Source organism: Neorhizobium sp. SHOUNA12A (assembly GCF_023006505.1).
Taxonomy (GTDB): Bacteria; Pseudomonadota; Alphaproteobacteria; order Rhizobiales; family Rhizobiaceae; genus Neorhizobium.
Genome location: NZ_JALBGV010000005.1, coordinates 100,586 through 116,315 on the forward strand (window position 1 = coordinate 100,586; position 15,730 = coordinate 116,315).

Annotated in this window: 14 protein-coding genes; 6 read left to right on the forward strand and 8 right to left on the reverse strand. The window is 62.1% G+C overall.

Annotated elements, in window-relative coordinates; all coding sequences use genetic code 11:
* Window positions 1–16: 16 nt before the first annotated feature.
* The 3 genes from pnp to MOV63_RS04150 all read left to right on the forward strand — a co-directional run bounded on the left by pnp (window position 17) and on the right by MOV63_RS04150 (window position 3,844).
* Window positions 17–2,149, forward strand: a complete 2,133-nt coding sequence (gene pnp, locus MOV63_RS04140; RefSeq protein WP_247031885.1) for a polyribonucleotide nucleotidyltransferase — start codon at window positions 17–19, stop codon at window positions 2,147–2,149.
* 89 nt (window positions 2,150–2,238) lie between these two features.
* A complete protein-coding gene (locus tag MOV63_RS04145) occupies window positions 2,239–3,246 on the forward strand; it encodes a class I SAM-dependent methyltransferase (RefSeq protein ID WP_247031886.1) in 1,008 nt (335 codons plus the stop codon).
* 16 nt (window positions 3,247–3,262) lie between these two features.
* The gene (locus MOV63_RS04150) at window positions 3,263–3,844 is read left to right on the forward strand and encodes a hypothetical protein (protein WP_247031888.1); all 582 of its coding nucleotides are present in this window, start codon (window positions 3,263–3,265) and stop codon (window positions 3,842–3,844) included.
* A gap of 3 nt (window positions 3,845–3,847) precedes the next feature.
* Here MOV63_RS04150 and fabI read toward each other — a convergent pair whose 3' ends face one another.
* The 3 genes from fabI to fabA are packed head-to-tail and all read right to left on the reverse strand — an operon-like array spanning window position 3,848 to window position 6,445.
* Complete coding sequence (gene fabI, locus MOV63_RS04155) at window positions 3,848–4,654, reverse strand: enoyl-ACP reductase FabI (RefSeq protein WP_038547712.1); 807 nt, start codon at window positions 4,652–4,654, stop codon at window positions 3,848–3,850.
* A 4-nt stretch (window positions 4,655–4,658) separates the two neighbouring features.
* The gene (gene fabB / locus MOV63_RS04160; RefSeq protein WP_247031890.1) at window positions 4,659–5,882 is read right to left on the reverse strand and encodes a beta-ketoacyl-ACP synthase I; all 1,224 of its coding nucleotides are present in this window, start codon (window positions 5,880–5,882) and stop codon (window positions 4,659–4,661) included.
* A 47-nt stretch (window positions 5,883–5,929) separates the two neighbouring features.
* On the reverse strand, window positions 5,930–6,445 hold the full coding sequence (gene fabA / locus MOV63_RS04165; RefSeq protein WP_038547719.1) for a 3-hydroxyacyl-[acyl-carrier-protein] dehydratase FabA: 516 nt from the start codon (window positions 6,443–6,445) through the stop codon (window positions 5,930–5,932).
* A gap of 316 nt (window positions 6,446–6,761) precedes the next feature.
* Here fabA and irrA point away from each other — a divergent pair, with 316 nt between their 5' ends.
* Window positions 6,762–7,178 carry an iron response transcriptional regulator IrrA gene (gene irrA, locus MOV63_RS04170; RefSeq protein ID WP_038547722.1) on the forward strand — a complete coding sequence of 139 codons (417 nt, stop codon included), beginning with the start codon at window positions 6,762–6,764 and terminating at the stop codon, window positions 7,176–7,178.
* 6 nt (window positions 7,179–7,184) lie between these two features.
* Here irrA and MOV63_RS04175 read toward each other — a convergent pair whose 3' ends face one another.
* The gene (locus tag MOV63_RS04175) at window positions 7,185–7,838 is read right to left on the reverse strand and encodes a trimeric intracellular cation channel family protein (RefSeq protein WP_038547724.1); all 654 of its coding nucleotides are present in this window, start codon (window positions 7,836–7,838) and stop codon (window positions 7,185–7,187) included.
* A gap of 116 nt (window positions 7,839–7,954) precedes the next feature.
* On the opposite strand from MOV63_RS04175, the gene MOV63_RS04180 reads away from it, so the two are divergent.
* Window positions 7,955–8,431, forward strand: coding sequence for a hypothetical protein (locus MOV63_RS04180; RefSeq protein WP_247031892.1), 477 nt, complete (start codon window positions 7,955–7,957; stop codon window positions 8,429–8,431).
* 18 nt (window positions 8,432–8,449) lie between these two features.
* On the opposite strand, the gene MOV63_RS04185 is transcribed toward MOV63_RS04180, so the two are convergent.
* From MOV63_RS04185 to MOV63_RS04200, 4 genes are all read right to left on the reverse strand, one after another.
* On the reverse strand, window positions 8,450–9,238 hold the full coding sequence (locus MOV63_RS04185) for a YdcF family protein (protein ID WP_247031894.1): 789 nt from the start codon (window positions 9,236–9,238) through the stop codon (window positions 8,450–8,452).
* A gap of 18 nt (window positions 9,239–9,256) precedes the next feature.
* Window positions 9,257–9,976 (reverse strand): YoaK family protein, encoded by a 720-nt coding sequence (locus MOV63_RS04190; protein ID WP_038547731.1) that lies wholly within the window; start codon window positions 9,974–9,976, stop codon window positions 9,257–9,259.
* Window positions 9,977–10,085: 109 nt separating this feature from the next.
* Window positions 10,086–11,294, reverse strand: a complete 1,209-nt coding sequence (locus tag MOV63_RS04195; protein ID WP_247031896.1) for a TIGR03862 family flavoprotein — start codon at window positions 11,292–11,294, stop codon at window positions 10,086–10,088.
* Between the two features lie 19 nt (window positions 11,295–11,313).
* Window positions 11,314–14,940, reverse strand: coding sequence for a hydantoinase B/oxoprolinase family protein (locus tag MOV63_RS04200; RefSeq protein WP_247031898.1), 3,627 nt, complete (start codon window positions 14,938–14,940; stop codon window positions 11,314–11,316).
* A 204-nt stretch (window positions 14,941–15,144) separates the two neighbouring features.
* Here MOV63_RS04200 and MOV63_RS04205 point away from each other — a divergent pair, with 204 nt between their 5' ends.
* Entirely contained in the window at window positions 15,145–15,729 is a 585-nt protein-coding gene (locus MOV63_RS04205; RefSeq protein WP_247031900.1) for a TRAP transporter small permease, read from the forward strand.
* Window position 15,730 lies beyond the last annotated feature (1 nt).

The window sequence follows — 15,730 nt, forward strand, 5'->3', positions numbered from 1 at the left end:
TTGAAGGACAAGACATATGTTCAATACTCATTCCGTCGAAATCGAATGGGCCGGCCGCCCGCTGAGGCTGGAAACGGGCAAGATCGCCCGCCAGGCTGACGGCGCGGTTCTCGCAACCTACGGCGAGACCGTCGTTCTCGCGACCGTTGTTTCCGCCAAGGCTCCGAAGCCTGGCCAGGATTTCTTCCCGCTCACCGTCAACTACCAGGAAAAGACCTATGCCGCCGGCAAGATCCCGGGCGGCTATTTCAAGCGCGAAGGTCGTCCGTCGGAAAAGGAAACGCTGGTTTCCCGCCTGATCGACCGTCCGATCCGCCCGCTCTTCCCGGAAGGCTACAAGAACGACACCCAGGTCGTCGTTACCGTCGTCCAGCACGACCTTGAGAACGATCCGGACGTCTTGTCGATGGTTGCGGCATCTGCTGCGCTGACGCTCTCCGGCGTTCCCTTCATGGGCCCGGTCGGCGGCGCCCGCGTTGGTTACATCAACGGCGAATACGTCCTGAACCCGCATCTCGACGAGATGGACGAGTCGGTTCTCGATCTCGTCGTCGCCGGTACGGGCGATGCCGTCCTGATGGTCGAATCCGAAGCCAAGGAACTCAACGAAGACATCATGCTCGGCGCCGTCATGTTCGGCCACCGCGGTTTCCAGCCGGTCATCGACGCGATCATCAAGCTCGCTGAAGTCGCCGCCAAGGAACCCCGCGAGTTCGAACCGGAAGATCATTCCGCGCTCGAGGCCGAAATGCTCCAGCATTTCGAAGCCGAACTTCGCGAAGGCTACAAGATCACCCAGAAGGCCGACCGTTACGCAGCCGTCGACGCCGTCAAGGCGAAGGTGAAGGCCCACTTCTTCCCAGAGGGCGCCGAGCCGAAGTACAATGCCGAAGTCATCGGCGCCGTGTTCAAGCACCTGCAGGCCAAGATCGTTCGCTGGAACATCCTCGACACCAAGAGCCGCATCGACGGCCGTGATCTCGAGACCGTCCGCCCGATCGTCTCTGAAGTTGGCATCCTGCCGCGCACCCACGGTTCTGCCCTCTTCACCCGCGGCGAGACCCAGGCGATCGTTGTCGCCACGCTCGGCACCGGCGAAGACGAGCAGTACGTCGACAGCCTGACCGGCATGTACAAGGAGCGCTTCCTGCTCCATTACAACTTCCCTCCCTACTCGGTTGGTGAAACCGGCCGCATGGGCTCCCCGGGCCGCCGCGAAATCGGCCATGGCAAGCTTGCATGGCGCGCCATTCGCCCGATGCTGCCGACTGTCGAGCAGTTCCCCTACACGCTGCGCGTCGTTTCCGAAATCACCGAGTCCAACGGCTCGTCTTCGATGGCGACCGTCTGCGGCACCTCGCTCGCACTGATGGACGCCGGCGTACCGCTGGCCAAGCCGGTTGCCGGCATCGCCATGGGCCTCATCCTCGAAGGTGAGCGTTTCGCGGTTCTCTCCGACATCCTCGGCGACGAAGACCACCTCGGCGACATGGACTTCAAGGTAGCGGGTACCGCCGACGGCATCACCTCGCTGCAGATGGACATCAAGATCGCCGGTATCACCGAAGAGATCATGAAGGTCGCGCTCAATCAGGCACAGGGCGGTCGCAAGCACATCCTCGGCGAAATGGCCAATGCCATCACCGAGAGCCGCGGCCAGCTCGGCGAATTCGCACCGCGCATCGAAGTGATGAACATCCCGGTCGACAAGATCCGTGAAGTCATCGGTTCGGGCGGCAAGGTCATCCGCGAAATCGTCGAAAAGACCGGCGCCAAGATCAACATCGAGGACGACGGCACCGTCAAGATCGCTTCGTCTTCCGGCAAGGAAATCGAAGCCGCCCGCAAGTGGATCCACTCGATCGTTGCCGAGCCGGAAGTTGGCGCTATCTATGAAGGCACGGTCGTCAAGACCGCTGACTTCGGTGCTTTCGTAAACTTCTTCGGCGCCCGCGACGGCCTCGTGCACATCTCGCAGCTCGCTTCCGAGCGCGTTGCCAAGACCCAGGACGTCGTCAAGGAAGGCGACAAGGTCTGGGTCAAGCTGATGGGCTTCGACGAGCGCGGCAAGGTTCGCCTGTCGATGAAGGTCGTCGACCAGGCCACCGGCCAGGAAGTCAAGAAGGCTGAAGGCGAAGCCGCCGAATAAGGCCTTCGTCTTCCCGAGACATCGAGGCGCGGAAGCTCTTCCGCGCCTTTTGTTTATCTGCTTCACGAGACGAACCCACGAGACTAGCCATGAGCCGAGACGCCCTGAAAACCCTGTTCCACCCCTTCGACACCGAGGCTGTTCCGATGCCCGGCGAAGGCGAGCGCGTGCTCTTCCTGGGCGCCGAGGCGGGTAATGCCCTGCCCGAAGGGTTCGCGGCGGAGATCACGGCGGTGCAGCCGTTCCGGCCGCTGTTCCGGGCCCTGCGCGACGGCGCCTTTCCCGAGGCCGAGGGCGACGGTTACGACTTTGGGCTGGTGCTCTGCGGCAAACATCGCGGCGAGAACGAGAACCGTGTCGTCGAGGCTCTGGAGCGTGTCAGAACAGGCGGCGTCATCATCGTGGCCGGCGGTAAGGATGATGGCATCCAGCCGCTTCGCAACACGCTCCTGAAGCTTGGCATCGAACTCGATTACACCCCGAAATATCACGGCGTCGCCATATGGTTCGCCAGGCCCGCCAATGCCGACGCAGCGATCAAGGCGCTGAAGAAGTCGACCGTGGTGATCGACGCCCGGTTCGAGGCTGCACCCGGCATGTTCTCCCACGAGCGCGTGGATGCAGGCTCGGAACTGCTCGCAGGCCGCCTGCCGACCGATTTCGACGGCAACGCCGCCGACTTCGGCGCCGGCTGGGGTTATCTCTCGGTGATGCTGGCCGAAAAGTCGAAGCGTGTGAACCGCATCGATCTCTTCGAAGCCGATTACCAGGCACTGGAATTCGCCAAGCGCAACATCGCGCGCAACTGCCCGGATCTCAATGCCCGTTTCTATTGGCAGGACCTCGGCGCCGAGCCGCCGAAGGAAAAATACGACCTCGTCATCATGAACCCGCCGTTCCACGAGACGCAGGCGACGGATCCGGAACTCGGCAAGACGATGATCCGCACTGCCGCTGCGGCACTCAAGAACGGCGGCCGCCTGATGCTGGTCGCCAATCGCGGCCTGACCTACGAGCCGGTCCTGGCCGAAGGTTTCCGCGAAAGCGGAGAGACTTGCCGCAACGCCCGCTTTAAGGTTCTATGGGCGAAGAAGTAGCCTCGCAAGGACCGATATGCTCGATCGAGATCCGATTGTCATCGCTGACGCAGGGCCGTTGAACCGCCTCGCAGCGGCGGGGCTCCTCGATTGCATGCGGCTCACCAATCGCAGGATTGTCATCGTCGATCGGATCGAGGAGGAAGTCTGCAGTGATCTCTCCAAACCTTATGCGCCGGAGATCGAGGCCTGGATGACGTCCATGAACGGGGCGATCGAGCATGCAGAGACGTTGGAGGGCATCGCGATCGCGGCATTGCGCGATCGTGCGACAACGCCGGAAGCGCAGGACAAACTCAAGCGGGCATTGAGGAACAGCGGCGAACGCGCCATTCGCGAATACATCGAAGCAATGGACCCGCAGGATACGGATGAGGCATTGGTCCTTTATGAGGACGGCGCCGTTCCGAATCTGATGGCAGCAGCAACGGTTCCGATGACGCTTTTGACGACCCGCGCCTTCGTCAGGGAAATCGAAGAGCGTGGCTACAATCTCGATGCCGTTCAGGCGCTTGAAGCCGTTCCATACAATCTGAAGCCGGCAATACGCACCGTTATCGATGCGAACAGCGGGCCTTCAGAAGGTTTCCCAAAATAGCGCTTACTCCGAATCCGCGTTCCGCAGCCGGTCGAGGCTCGGCAGCGACGTGATGTTGTAGCCGGCGTCCACATAGTGGATTTCCCCGGTGACGCCGCGGGAAAGGTCCGAGAGCAGGTAGAGGGCCGAGCCGCCGATATCCTCGATGGTGGCCGTGCGACGCAGGGGCGCGTTCTTCTGGTTCCAGGAATAGATCGCGCGCGCGTCGGAAATGCCCGCACCCGCAAGCGTGCGCACGGGGCCTGCGGAGATTGCGTTGACGCGGATGTCGCGTGGGCCGTAATCGGCGGCGAGATAGCGCACCGAGCTTTCCAGCGCCGCCTTTGCAACGCCCATGACGTTGTAGTTCGGGATGACCCGCATCGAACCGCCATAGGTGAGCGTCAGGATCGTTCCGCCGTCGATCATCAGGTCCGCCGCCCGTTTGGAAATCTCGGTGAAGGAGAAGCAGGAAATCACCATGGTGCGGCTGAAATTCTCGCGCGTCGTGTCGGCGTAGAGGCCTTTCAGCTCGTTCTTGTCGGAAAAGCCGATGGCATGCACCAAGAAGTCCAGCTTGCCCCAGCGTTCCTTGATCGCCGCGAAGGTCGCGTCCACCGAGGCGATATCCTCGACATCGCAAGGCACCACGAAATCGGAATTGAGTTCGGCTGCGAGCGGCTTGACCCGCTTGCCGAGCGCTTCGCCCTGAAAGGTGAAGGCGAGTTCGGCGCCTTGCGCTGCGACGGCTTTCGAAATCCCCCAGGCGATGGAGTGATTATTAGCGACCCCCATGATCAGGCCGCGTTTCCCCTGCATGATTCCGGTCATGGATTTACCCGTTAAAGCGCTGGAAGACGAGCGTGGCGTTGGTGCCGCCGAACCCGAAGGAATTGGAAAGAACCGTATCGATCTTGGCGTCGTCGATCCGCTTGCGGACGATCGGCACACCTTCGAATTCCGGGTCCAGGTTCTCGATATGGGCGCTTTCGCCGATGAAGCGTTCCTGCATCATCAAAAGGCCGTAGATCGATTCCTGCACGCCGGCGCCGCCAAGCGAATGGCCGGTCAGCGACTTGGTCGACTGGATATGCGGGATCTTGTCACCGAAGACCTGGCGGATTGCGCCGATCTCCTTGCTGTCCCCGACCGGCGTCGAGGTGCCGTGGGTGTTGATGTAGTCGATATCGCCTTTCACGGTCGCCAGCGCCTGGCGCATGCATCGCATCGCGCCTTCGCCCGAGGGGGCGACCATGTCGTAGCCATCCGACGTCGCGCCGTAGCCGACGATTTCCGCATAGATCTTGGCGCCGCGGGCCTTGGCATGCTCGAGTTCTTCGAGAACCAGCACGCCGGCGCCGCCGGCGATGACGAAACCGTCGCGGTCGACGTCATAGGCGCGGGAGGCCTTGTCGGGATTGTTGTTGTACTTGGTGGACATGGCGCCCATGGCGTCGAACAGGTTCGACATCGTCCAGTCGAGGTCCTCGTGGCCACCGGCGAACATCACGTCCTGCTTGCCCCACTGGATCATCTCCGCAGCGTTGCCGATGCAGTGCGCGGATGTCGAGCAGGCGGACGAGATCGAATAATTGACGCCGTGGATCTTGAACCAGGTGGCGAGTGTCGCGGATGCCGTGGAGGACATCGCCTTCGGCACGGCAAACGGACCGATCCGCTTCGGGCTGTTGTTCTTGAGCGTGATCTCGGCGGCTTCGATCAGCGTGCGGGTGGACGGGCCGCCGGAGCCCATGATGATGCCGGTGCGCTCGTTCTCGCCGATATCCTTGTCTTCTAGACCGGAATCGGCGATCGCCTGTTTCATGGCGACATGGTTCCAGGCGCCGCCCTGGGAAAGGAAGCGCATCGCGCGGCGGTCGACGAGATCGGTCGGGTCGAGCGTCGGCTTGCCCCAGACCTGGCACTTGAAGCCGTGCTCGGCGAAATCGGGAGAGAAGGAAATGCCGGACTTTGCCTGACGCAAGGATTCGGTGACTTCGGCGGCATCGCTCCCGATCGAGGATACGATACCGAGACCCGTTACAACTACCCGTCTCATCTCATCAAAACCTTTTCTGCTTGTTCTGCTTTGGCCGCCACGCAGGATCAGGCGGCCTTTTCCTTCGACAGGCCTACACGAAGGTCCGTCGCCTGGTAAATGGTTTCGCCATCCGCCTTCAGCCAGCCATCGGCGGTGCCGAGCACCAGGCGGCCGCGCATGACGCGCTTGAAGTCGATGCCATACTCAAGCAGCTTGGTATCCGGGCGTATCATGCCCTTGAACTTCACTTCGCCGGTCGACAGAGCCATGCCGCGTCCGGGTTCGCCGAGCCAGCCGAGGAAAAAGCCGGTCAACTGCCACATGCCGTCGAGACCGAGGCAGCCCGGCATGATGGGATTGCCTTCGAAATGGCAGGGAAAATACCAGTCGTCCGGTCGTACGTCGTACTCGGCGCGGAGATAACCCTTGTCGAAAGCTCCGCCTGTTTCCGAGATATCGGTGATGCGGTGGACCATCAACATCGGCGGCAGCGGAAGCTGCGCATTGCCTGGTCCGAACAGCTCACCATGGGCGCAAGAGAGAAGTTCTTCGTAAGAGAAGCTGGACTGCCTGGGTGCCATAAATTTCCGTTCCCCCCGTTGAACCTTAGACCTTTTGTTTCAGCAGCGTATTGCAAGATCGGTCGGAATTGAAGCGTAACGATGAACTTGCGCTCCGCCTGGGGATGGCAGCCGAGCCGCTGGAACATGCGTTTGTTCTGGTCCGCATATAGGAAGCTACAGGCGCAAACCAGAGGCTTGTAACGAAATTGCGCGTTTTTGGCGCTCTCGCCGCAGGTATCCTCCGGAAACTATTGAAACTACCGTCCGTAAAAGTTATATCGGAAAGTCAAGATACCTGATATTGGCGTGAAACGGCAGGAGTTGACGGGTAATTATGGCAGAAGCCATTACGGACATCGAGACGAGACTGCGCCATTGCGGCCTGCGTCCGACGCGGCAGCGTATTGCGCTTGCCGACCTGTTGTTCGCCAAGGGTGACCGCCATCTGACCGTCGAGGAACTGCACGAGGAAGCCACCTTTGCCGGTGTCCCGGTTTCGCTCGCGACCGTCTACAATACCTTGCATCAGTTCACCGAAGCCGGTCTCATCCGCGTGCTCGCGGTTGAAAGCGCCAGGACCTATTTCGACACCAATATTTCCGATCACCATCACTTCTTCGTCGAGGGCCGCAATCAGGTGCTCGACATTCCGGTCAGCAATCTGCAGATCGACAACCTTCCGGAAGCTCCCGAAGGCATGGAAATCGCTCATGTGGATGTGATCATCCGTCTGCGCGAAAAGAAAAGCTGACGCCTCTCACGGCCTTTTCTTTCCTTTGATTGCTTCGTCCTGGTCCCGTCCGGGACGCGGCCTGTAGCGTGGCAATGTCCAGCCATAGTGGATCGCGCCACCGCGCAGGCCGAAGGCGAGCGCCGCGCCCAGCCCCGAACTTGCATAGACCGGCAGGCCGAGTGCATTCGCCGCGGTAAACCCGCAGGCGCCCGCGAGGGCGGCGGTGATGTATATTTCCGGCCGAAGCAGAACCGAGGGTTCGTTGGCGAGAAGGTCGCGCAGGATGCCGCCGAAGGCGGCTGTCAACGCTCCGGTGACGATCGCGATCGTCGGCGATCCGGTGGCGGCGAGACCTTTTGCTGCACCGAGCACGCTATAGGCGGCAAGCCCGATCGCGTCGAGCCAGATCAGCAGGCGAAAGCGCCATTCCACCCGATGCGCGGTGCAGAACACGAAGGCGCCCGAGACGACGCAGATGAGAATATAGGTCGGGTCCAGCACCCAGAAGACCGGCGTGCGACCGAGGAGGATGTCCCTGAGCGTTCCCCCGCCGAGCCCGGTGACCGCCGCGAAAAACAGGAAGCCGACGAGGTCGAGCTGCTTTCGCGAAGCGGCAAGCGCGCCTGTCGCAGCAAAAAGCGCGATGCCGGCATAGTCGAGTATCGTCAGCAGAGACATGTCAGACCTTGTGATCCAGCGTCGCGCAAGTGCGGGCCGTTAGCATAGCCGCCGATCGTTGCGTGCGTCATCCTTCGACGCACGCCGTGAACAGATGAATTTGCAGAGGTCCGCCAGTGAAAAAGCTCTTGATCATTGTCGTGCAGGCGCTCGTCCTGGTGTTTGCGCCCGCACTTGCTTTTGCTCAGCAGCCGCAGCGTTTCAGCGATCCGGAAATCTACGAGAAGGACTACTTCCGCAAGGAGTGCAAGACCGTCGATTTCGGCCCGGCCTTCATCAAGCGCTTCGACATCAACAACGACGGCATGCTCGATCTCGTTTCCAACCAATCCGAAGTAACCTGCGACGGGGTGAGGGGACCGCGCTGCGCCAGTGAAGGCTGCCGCTACAATTTTTATGTGCAGATCAAGGAAGGCGGCTACGTCATGGTCGCCACTGCCCAGCTTTATCACTACGATTTCGTTCAGTACTTCGGCAACATGGTCTTCGAATTGACGATGCACCCCCGCTTCTGCGGTCGCACCGACGCCGCGCCCTGCGAAATGCGCGTCAGGGTGCGCGGCCTTGATTTCAATATCCTGTCGAAAAAATAGAACGGCCCGGCAGAGGGCTTATTTCGGAAAGATCTCGCCGATCCGCCCGGTGAGATAATAGGCTGTCAGGCTCATCCACTCGCGGGCTGCAGTCGTCGTCAGTTGCGCATTCAGCGCCGGCTGGGTGAAATCCAGCGATAGGCGGACGATGCCGCTGGTGCGGTAGTCGACCGGCCACGGCGTCACCTCCGTTCCGGCGGCCCGGAACAGGCCTATCGATCTCGGCATATGGAAGGCGGAGGTGATCAGCAGGCAGCGTTCGAGCCCCTGAGCCTTCAGAAGCCCGGCCGAATTCACTGTGTTCTCATAGGTCGTGCGAGACGTATTCTCCTTCACCAGTCGATCGGCCGGGATGGCGAAGGCGGAGAAGAACCGTTCCGCAGCCTGCGCCTCTCCTTCGTAGGCGCCGCTGATCGAACCGTCGCCGCCGGAAATCAGGATGTGTGCTTGCGGATGATTACGGGCGAGCCGCAACGCCTCCACGAACCGGTCGGCGGCCTGATTGAGCTCGATGCCGCCGCGCACGGTCGTCACCTCGTTCTCGAGCACGCCGCCGAGCACGATCATGCAGGAAACCGACTGGGGTTCCTGCATCGGCTTTGGAATGCGGCCTTCCAGCGCCTGCAGCGCCACTGCGCCCGTCGTGGTAAAAAGCGTCAGGAACAGCACCAGTGCGGTCAGCAGCGCAGCAAGGCCGCCAAGCCGGCGCCAGCCGACGGCGATGAGAACTGTGGCAAGGGCGGAGAGGAGAAAAGCAAGCGAGAGGGGCTGGGCGAAGACCCAGAAGAGTTTTGAAAGCAGGAACATCAAAAACTTTCGGAAAGATCAGGCACGGCGGCGGGCTGAGGCGATCGGCTGCTGGAAATGCAGGTGCAGCGGGCGCGGCAGAAGCGTCGTCGCCAATGCGACCGCGAGGGCCAGAACCGAAACGATCCAGAGCGCATGGCTGCCTGCATATTTCGTCAAAAAAGCGCCCGTCACCGCGCCGCATGCCATTCCGGTCCAAGGAACCGTCTGGATCAGCCAACCGGTCGGGTTGCGGTCGCCGATCAGCCAGCGGCCGATGCCGCGGCCAAAGCGGGAAAGCGCCCCCGTCACGTAGGTGAGGCCGATCGGCAGCCCTTCGATATGTTCGACCGTTGCGTTGATCATGCCCATCGACAACACGACCAGATAGAATTGCAGCCGAGGATATCCCCCCGCGTCGGGGACGGTCGAGGCGGCGGCAAGCAGGATGGAGACGCTTGCAAGCACCACGAATGTGCGGCGCGCCGACACCGTATAGGCAAGCACGATGCCGAGCGCGTTGCCGAGGATGAAGACCCAGAGCGCGATGAACAGGATGATCGCATGGCTATAGTCGCCGTCGGCGAAGGCGATGGCCGCGCGGGTCGTGTTGCCGGTCATGAAGGACACGAAGTCGCCCGAGAGCAACAGGCCCACCGCATCCGTCATGCCCGCCACGAAGGAAATGGCGGCAACCAGCGCAAGGCCTGTCACGGTCCGCCGCCTGCGGATGATGCGTCTTCGTCTTTCCCTGCTCATGGAGCCCCTTCTTCCGCGTAGATCTGCGCGAATCACGCCTTGAGGCGTTGATCTAGGACAATGTCGGATAAGTGGAGAAGAAATCGCAAATAGCGTCCCGAAGCGAGTCCTATCTCGGGTCCAACCAGGCATCGATACCCTTTGCCGCGGCCAGGCCCGTCGCAAGACACGCGGTCAGCAGGTAGCCCCCCGTCGGGGCCTCCCAGTCGAGCATTTCCCCGGCGGCGAAAAGGCCCGGAAGCGGTTTCAGCATGTAGTTTTCGTCAAGGTCGCTCCAGGCGATGCCGCCGGCGGAGGAGATTGCTTCCGCAATCGGCCGGGGACGGAGAACCGGGATCTGCAGAGACTTGATCAGCCTCGCCAGTTCCTCAGGGGACACGCGGTTAATATCGCCAACAAGTTCGCGAAGTAGGGCAGCCTTCACGCCCTCCAGCCCTGCTCCCTTGCGCAGACGGTTGGAGAAACTCGCCTTGGCATCCTGCCGGGCAAGGTCGCGGCCAAGTCGCTCCAGCGTGCGGCCGGGTGCGAGGTCGACGGTCAATGTCGCCTGGCCTTGCGCAAAAAGCCGGTCCCGAAGCGCTGCTGAATGGGCATAGACAAGGCTGCCTTCGATCCCCTGCCCGGAGATCACGAATTCGCCTTGGAATGTGCCGGCGTCCGAAGTGGTCGAAACGGATTTCAGGGGCTCGCCCGCAAACCGTTCGCGAAACGTCCCGCTCCAGGCAACATCGAAGCCGCAATTGGCCGGCTGCAGATCGACGACTTCAACGCCCTTGTCCTTCAGCCACGGCACCCAGGCGGCATCCGAGCCAAGCCGCGGCCAACTGGCGCCGCCCAGCGCCACAAGAGCGGCATCCGGCTGGACGGTGACGGGCCCTTCCGGCGTTTCGAACCGGTAACCGTTTTGGGCAAACCCTATCCATCGATGCCGTGTCCTGAGCGCCACGCCCTGCGCCTCCAGCCGCCGCAGCCAGGCGCGCAGGAGCGGCGAGGCCTTCATAACCGTCGGAAACACGCGGCCGGAGGTCCCCACGAAGGTTTCCGTGCCAAGCCCCAGCGCCCAGTGCCGAACGTCGCCCGGCGTGAATGCCTCGAGGGCAGGGCGCAGTCGAGCGGAGGCGCTTCCGAAACGCGCCGCGAACTTTAAAAAATCTTCCGAATGGGTGATGTTCAGCCCGGATTTCCCGGCGAGCAGGAATTTCCGCCCGAAGGTCGGCATCGCCTCGTAGACGATCACGGAATGCCCGGCAGCGGAGAGAACCTCCGCCGCCATCAGCCCTGTCGGGCCGCCGCCGATGATCGTGATCTGCTTTGTCATGCCTCCCGGTTAAGGCAGATCAGTCCGCTTTGCCATAGCCTCCGGCGGTCGGCGTCTGAACGGTCACCGCTTCGCCCGCCTCGATGATCGTCTGGGCGCAACCCCCAAGCTCTTCGAGCGTGCCGTCGAGGCGTCGTACCGTCGTCTTGCCAAGCTCGCCGGTTTCGCCGCCCTCAAGCCCATGCGGCTTGATCGTCCGGTGCGAGGAAAGGATGGCACAATCCATTTTTTCGAGGAAGCGGATGGTGCGTTTCGTGCCGTTGCCGGCCGAGAACCTGCCCCTGCCGCCGGAATTGTCGCGGATGTGGAAATCTTCGAGCAGCACCGGATAACGGGTTTCCAGGATTTCCGGATCGGTGAGACGGGAATTGGTCATGTGCACATGCACCGCATCCGTGCCGTCGAAACCGGTTCCATCGTTGAACACGCCGGCCGGCGAGCCGGAGCACAGCGTCTCGTAATACTGGTAGGTCGCGTTGCCGAAGGTGAGATTGTTCATCGAGCCCTGGCTTGCCGCCATCGCCCCGAGCGCGCCGAACAGCGCATTGGTCACATGCTGGCTGGTCTCGACATTACCGGCGACGACTGCCGCCGGATATTGCGGCTTCAGCATCGACCCTTCCGGGACGATGATGCGGATCGGCCGCAGGCACCCCGCATTCATCGGAATGGAGCTTTCGACCATGACGCGGAAGACATAGAGCACCGCGGCGCGCGTCACCGGTTCCGGCGCGTTGAAGTTGTTCTTCTTTTGGGGGCTCGTCCCGGTGAAATCGACGGTCGCCTCGCGCTTGGCCTTATCGACGGTGATCCTCACCTGGATGACGCTGCCCTGGTCGGTCGGATACGAGAATTCCGAATCGCCGAGTTTTTCGATGACGCGGCGGACGCTCTCCTCCGCATTGTCCTGCACATGCCCCATATAGGCCTGCACCACGTCCAGCCCGAACTGCGCGATCATCTTGCGCATCTCGTGCACGCCTTTTTCGTTAGCGGCAATCTGGGCGCGGAGGTCCGCGACGTTCTGCGCGACGTTGCGAGCGGGGTAGGGGTGGTTGGAGAGGAGATCGGTGATGCCGGCCTCGTCGAACCGGCCGCGATCGACAAGCAGCACGTTGTCGAACAGCACGCCCTCCTCGTCGACGGTGGTCGCAAGCGGCGTCATCGAACCCGGTGCGGTGCCGCCGATATCCGCATGGTGCCCGCGCGAGGCAACATAGAACAGGATGTGTTTGCCGCCCGCATCGAAGACCGGCGTGACGACGGTGATATCCGGAAGGTGCGTGCCGCCGTTATAGGGCGCGTTCAGCGCAAATACGTCGCCGGGGCGGATCCTGCCCTGGTTCTGAGCAATGACGCTTTCGACCGACCGGTCCATCGAGCCGAGATGCACCGGCATATGCGGGGCGTTGGCCACCAGCGCGCCATCCGCATCGAAGACGGCGCAGGAGAAGTCCAGCCGTTCCTTGATGTTGACCGACGAGGCGGTGTTCTGCAGCGTCACGCCCATCTGTTCGGCGATCGACATGAACAGGTTGTTGAACACCTCGAGCAGCACCGGATCGGCCTGGGTGCCGATCGGCTTGGCGCGGGAGAGTTCCGCAACGCGCTTCAGAACAATGTGGTTTAACCCGGTGATCTCGAAAGCCCAGCCGTCTTCGACGACGATCGTCTGATGCGGCTCGACGATCAGGCAGGGGCCGCTTGCGCGCGAGCCAGGCTTGATCTCGGCGCGGCGATAAACTGGCGCTTCACGCCATGCACCGCCGGAGAAGAACTTTGTCTGTTCAGCTGCCGTTGGCGCGCTATCGTCCAATTCGAATTCCGGTTCGTCGGAATCGGCGCCGCCGCCGATCGCCTCGACCTCGTAGGCCTCGAAAATGATCTCTCGGTTTTCGAAGATGAAGCCGAACTGTTTCCTGTGCGCCGTCTCGAAGGCGACCGTCATGTCGGCAGCGTCGGTCACGGTTACGGGCAAAGTCGTATCCGTACCCTGATAGCGCAGGTGCGCGCGGTGCAGCACCTCGGTATCCGCCCGGGAAACGCCCTGTGACGCCATTTCTTCCAGCACGCTGGCGGTCAGCTCGTCTTGGGTTGCCTCAAGCGTCTCCAGCGCGGCCGCAAGCTCGTGAGATACCGTGCGCTGGCGTGTGGCCCGGATATCCGCGAGCCCCATGCCATAGGCCGACAGGATGCCCGAAAACGGATGGATCATCACCGTCGAGATGCCAAGCGCATCAGCCGTCAGGCAGGCATGCTGGCCGCCGGCGCCGCCGAAGCAGGTCAGCACGTAATGGGTGACGTCATAGCCGCGCTGGACGCTGATCTTCTTGACCGCATTCGCCATGTTCTCGACGGCGATCGCCAGGAAACCATCAGCCACTTCTTCCGGCGAACGGTCGTCGCCGATCACCTTGGCCATATCCTCGAAGGCGGCGCGCACGGCATCCGCATCGAGCGGCTGGTCGCGGTTGGGTCCGAAGATCGCCGGAAACAGCTCTGGCGACAGCTTGCCGAGCATGACGTTGGCGTCGGTGACCGTCAGCGGCCCGCCGCGGCGATAGGCCTTCGGGCCGGGATTGGCGCCAGCCGAATCCGGGCCGACGCGAAAACGACCGTTCTCGAAATGCAGGATCGAACCGCCGCCGGCGGCAACCGTGTGGATCGACATCATCGGCGCCCGCATGCGAACGCCCGCGACTTCGGTTTCGAACGAGCGTTCCAGTTCGCCGTCATAATGCGACACGTCGGTGGATGTGCCGCCCATGTCGAAGCCGATCATCCGGTTGAAGCCGGCCAGCCGCGAGGTCTCGACCGCGCCGACCACGCCGCCGGCGGGGCCGGAGAGGATCGCATCCTTGCCCTGGAACAGCCGCGCCGCGGTCAGCCCGCCGGAGGACTGCATGAACATCAGCTGCGCGCCTTGCTTGTCGGCGGCGTCGAGCCCGGTACCGAGTTCGCCGGCAACTTGTTCCACATAGCGGCGCAGGATCGGCGACAGATAGGCGTCAACGACCGTCGTGTCGCCGCGCCCGACCAGCTTGATCAGCGGCGAGACCTCGTGGCTGACGGAAACCTGGGTAAAGCCGATCTCGCGGGCAATCCCGGCCACCACCTGTTCGTGGGCCGGATACCGATAGGCATGCATGAAGACGATCGCGACGGCGCGGAAACCGGCGTCGAATTGCTCCTGCAGCTGCGCGCGGATCGTCGCTGCATCCGGTGCGGCCTCGATCGTGCCGTCGGCGCGGACGCGTTCGTCCACCTCGACCACGTGCTTGTAGAGCAGTTCCGGCTTGATGATCTTCTTCGCAAAGATGTCGGCGCGGGCCTGATAGCCGATCGCCAGCGCGTCGCGGAAGCCGCGGGTCGTCACGAGCAGCGTGCGCTCGCCCTTGCGCTCCAGCAGCGCATTGGTGGCGACTGTCGTGCCCATCTTGACCGCGCCGATGGCATCGGCGGGTATGGCAGTGCCGGCCGGCACGCCCAGGAGTTCGCGAATCCCTTGTACGGCCGCATCACGATAGGCTTCCGGATTTTCGGACAGGACTTTATGGGCGACAAGCGATCCGTCCGGCTTCCGGCCGACGATGTCTGTGAACGTGCCGCCGCGATCGATCCAGAAATCCCACTTAGCTTCGGTCATGTTCCGCCCTCAAATCAAACTTGATAGACGATAACGAAAACATTTCGTCGATAAAACGTCAATGATTAGTTGACAGGAAAATGCACATTGAAGCATCATGCTCGCTGAACGGGCAGGAAGCCACCAAGAGCTCCACCCGGATAACCGGCAACCGAGGGGAGCCGATCATGCCGTTTTTCATATCCTGTTACGGGAGGCCGATCCATGTCCTCCGTTGATCCCCGCCACAGCGTATTCCCGGATTGGCTCCGGAAAGGGCTGGATAGACTTTATCTGTTTTCCGGCTATCTCGCCGGCCTTTTCCTGGTTGCGATCTTCCTGCTGATGATGGCGCTCTCCGCCGGCCGCCCGCTCGATATAGACGTGCCGGCCGGTGACGATTTCGCCTCCTGGTGCATGGCTGCAAGCGCCTTCCTGGGCCTTGCCCACACGTTTCGCTCCGGCGAAATGATCCGCGTCGGCCTGCTGGTCGAGCGTTTTAAAGGCCCGGTCCGGCGCGTCATCGAGATCGTCGCCCTGGCGATCGGCACGATTGCGACACTCTACTTCGCCTGGTTCGCCTTCGACATGACCAGGACCTCCTACATGTTCAACGACCTGTCGCAGGGCGTCATCGCAGTGCCCCTGTGGATGCCGCAGCTCGGCTTCTGCGGCGGCCTGATCATCCTCGCGATCGCCTTCGTCGATGAACTCCTTCACGTCCTGTTCGGCGGCTCGCCGCGCTATGAGAAACCGGAGCCGCAAACGGCCGAGGAAGTCATCGAGCGCGCTATCCAGAGCGGGGCGTGAT

Coding starts and splice junctions, on each gene's coding strand:
- pnp (WP_247031885.1), top strand. CDS start 17: ATGTTCAATACTCATTCCGTCGAAATCGAATGGGCCGGCCGCCCGCTG.
- MOV63_RS04145 (WP_247031886.1), top strand. CDS start 2,239: ATGAGCCGAGACGCCCTGAAAACCCTGTTCCACCCCTTCGACACCGAG.
- MOV63_RS04150 (WP_247031888.1), top strand. CDS start 3,263: ATGCTCGATCGAGATCCGATTGTCATCGCTGACGCAGGGCCGTTGAAC.
- fabI (WP_038547712.1), bottom strand. CDS start 4,654: ATGACCGGAATCATGCAGGGGAAACGCGGCCTGATCATGGGGGTCGCT.
- fabB (WP_247031890.1), bottom strand. CDS start 5,882: ATGAGACGGGTAGTTGTAACGGGTCTCGGTATCGTATCCTCGATCGGG.
- fabA (WP_038547719.1), bottom strand. CDS start 6,445: ATGGCACCCAGGCAGTCCAGCTTCTCTTACGAAGAACTTCTCTCTTGC.
- irrA (WP_038547722.1), top strand. CDS start 6,762: ATGGCAGAAGCCATTACGGACATCGAGACGAGACTGCGCCATTGCGGC.
- MOV63_RS04175 (WP_038547724.1), bottom strand. CDS start 7,838: ATGTCTCTGCTGACGATACTCGACTATGCCGGCATCGCGCTTTTTGCT.
- MOV63_RS04185 (WP_247031894.1), bottom strand. CDS start 9,238: ATGTTCCTGCTTTCAAAACTCTTCTGGGTCTTCGCCCAGCCCCTCTCG.
- MOV63_RS04190 (WP_038547731.1), bottom strand. CDS start 9,976: ATGAGCAGGGAAAGACGAAGACGCATCATCCGCAGGCGGCGGACCGTG.
- MOV63_RS04195 (WP_247031896.1), bottom strand. CDS start 11,294: ATGACAAAGCAGATCACGATCATCGGCGGCGGCCCGACAGGGCTGATG.
- MOV63_RS04200 (WP_247031898.1), bottom strand. CDS start 14,940: ATGACCGAAGCTAAGTGGGATTTCTGGATCGATCGCGGCGGCACGTTC.
- MOV63_RS04205 (WP_247031900.1), top strand. CDS start 15,145: ATGTCCTCCGTTGATCCCCGCCACAGCGTATTCCCGGATTGGCTCCGG.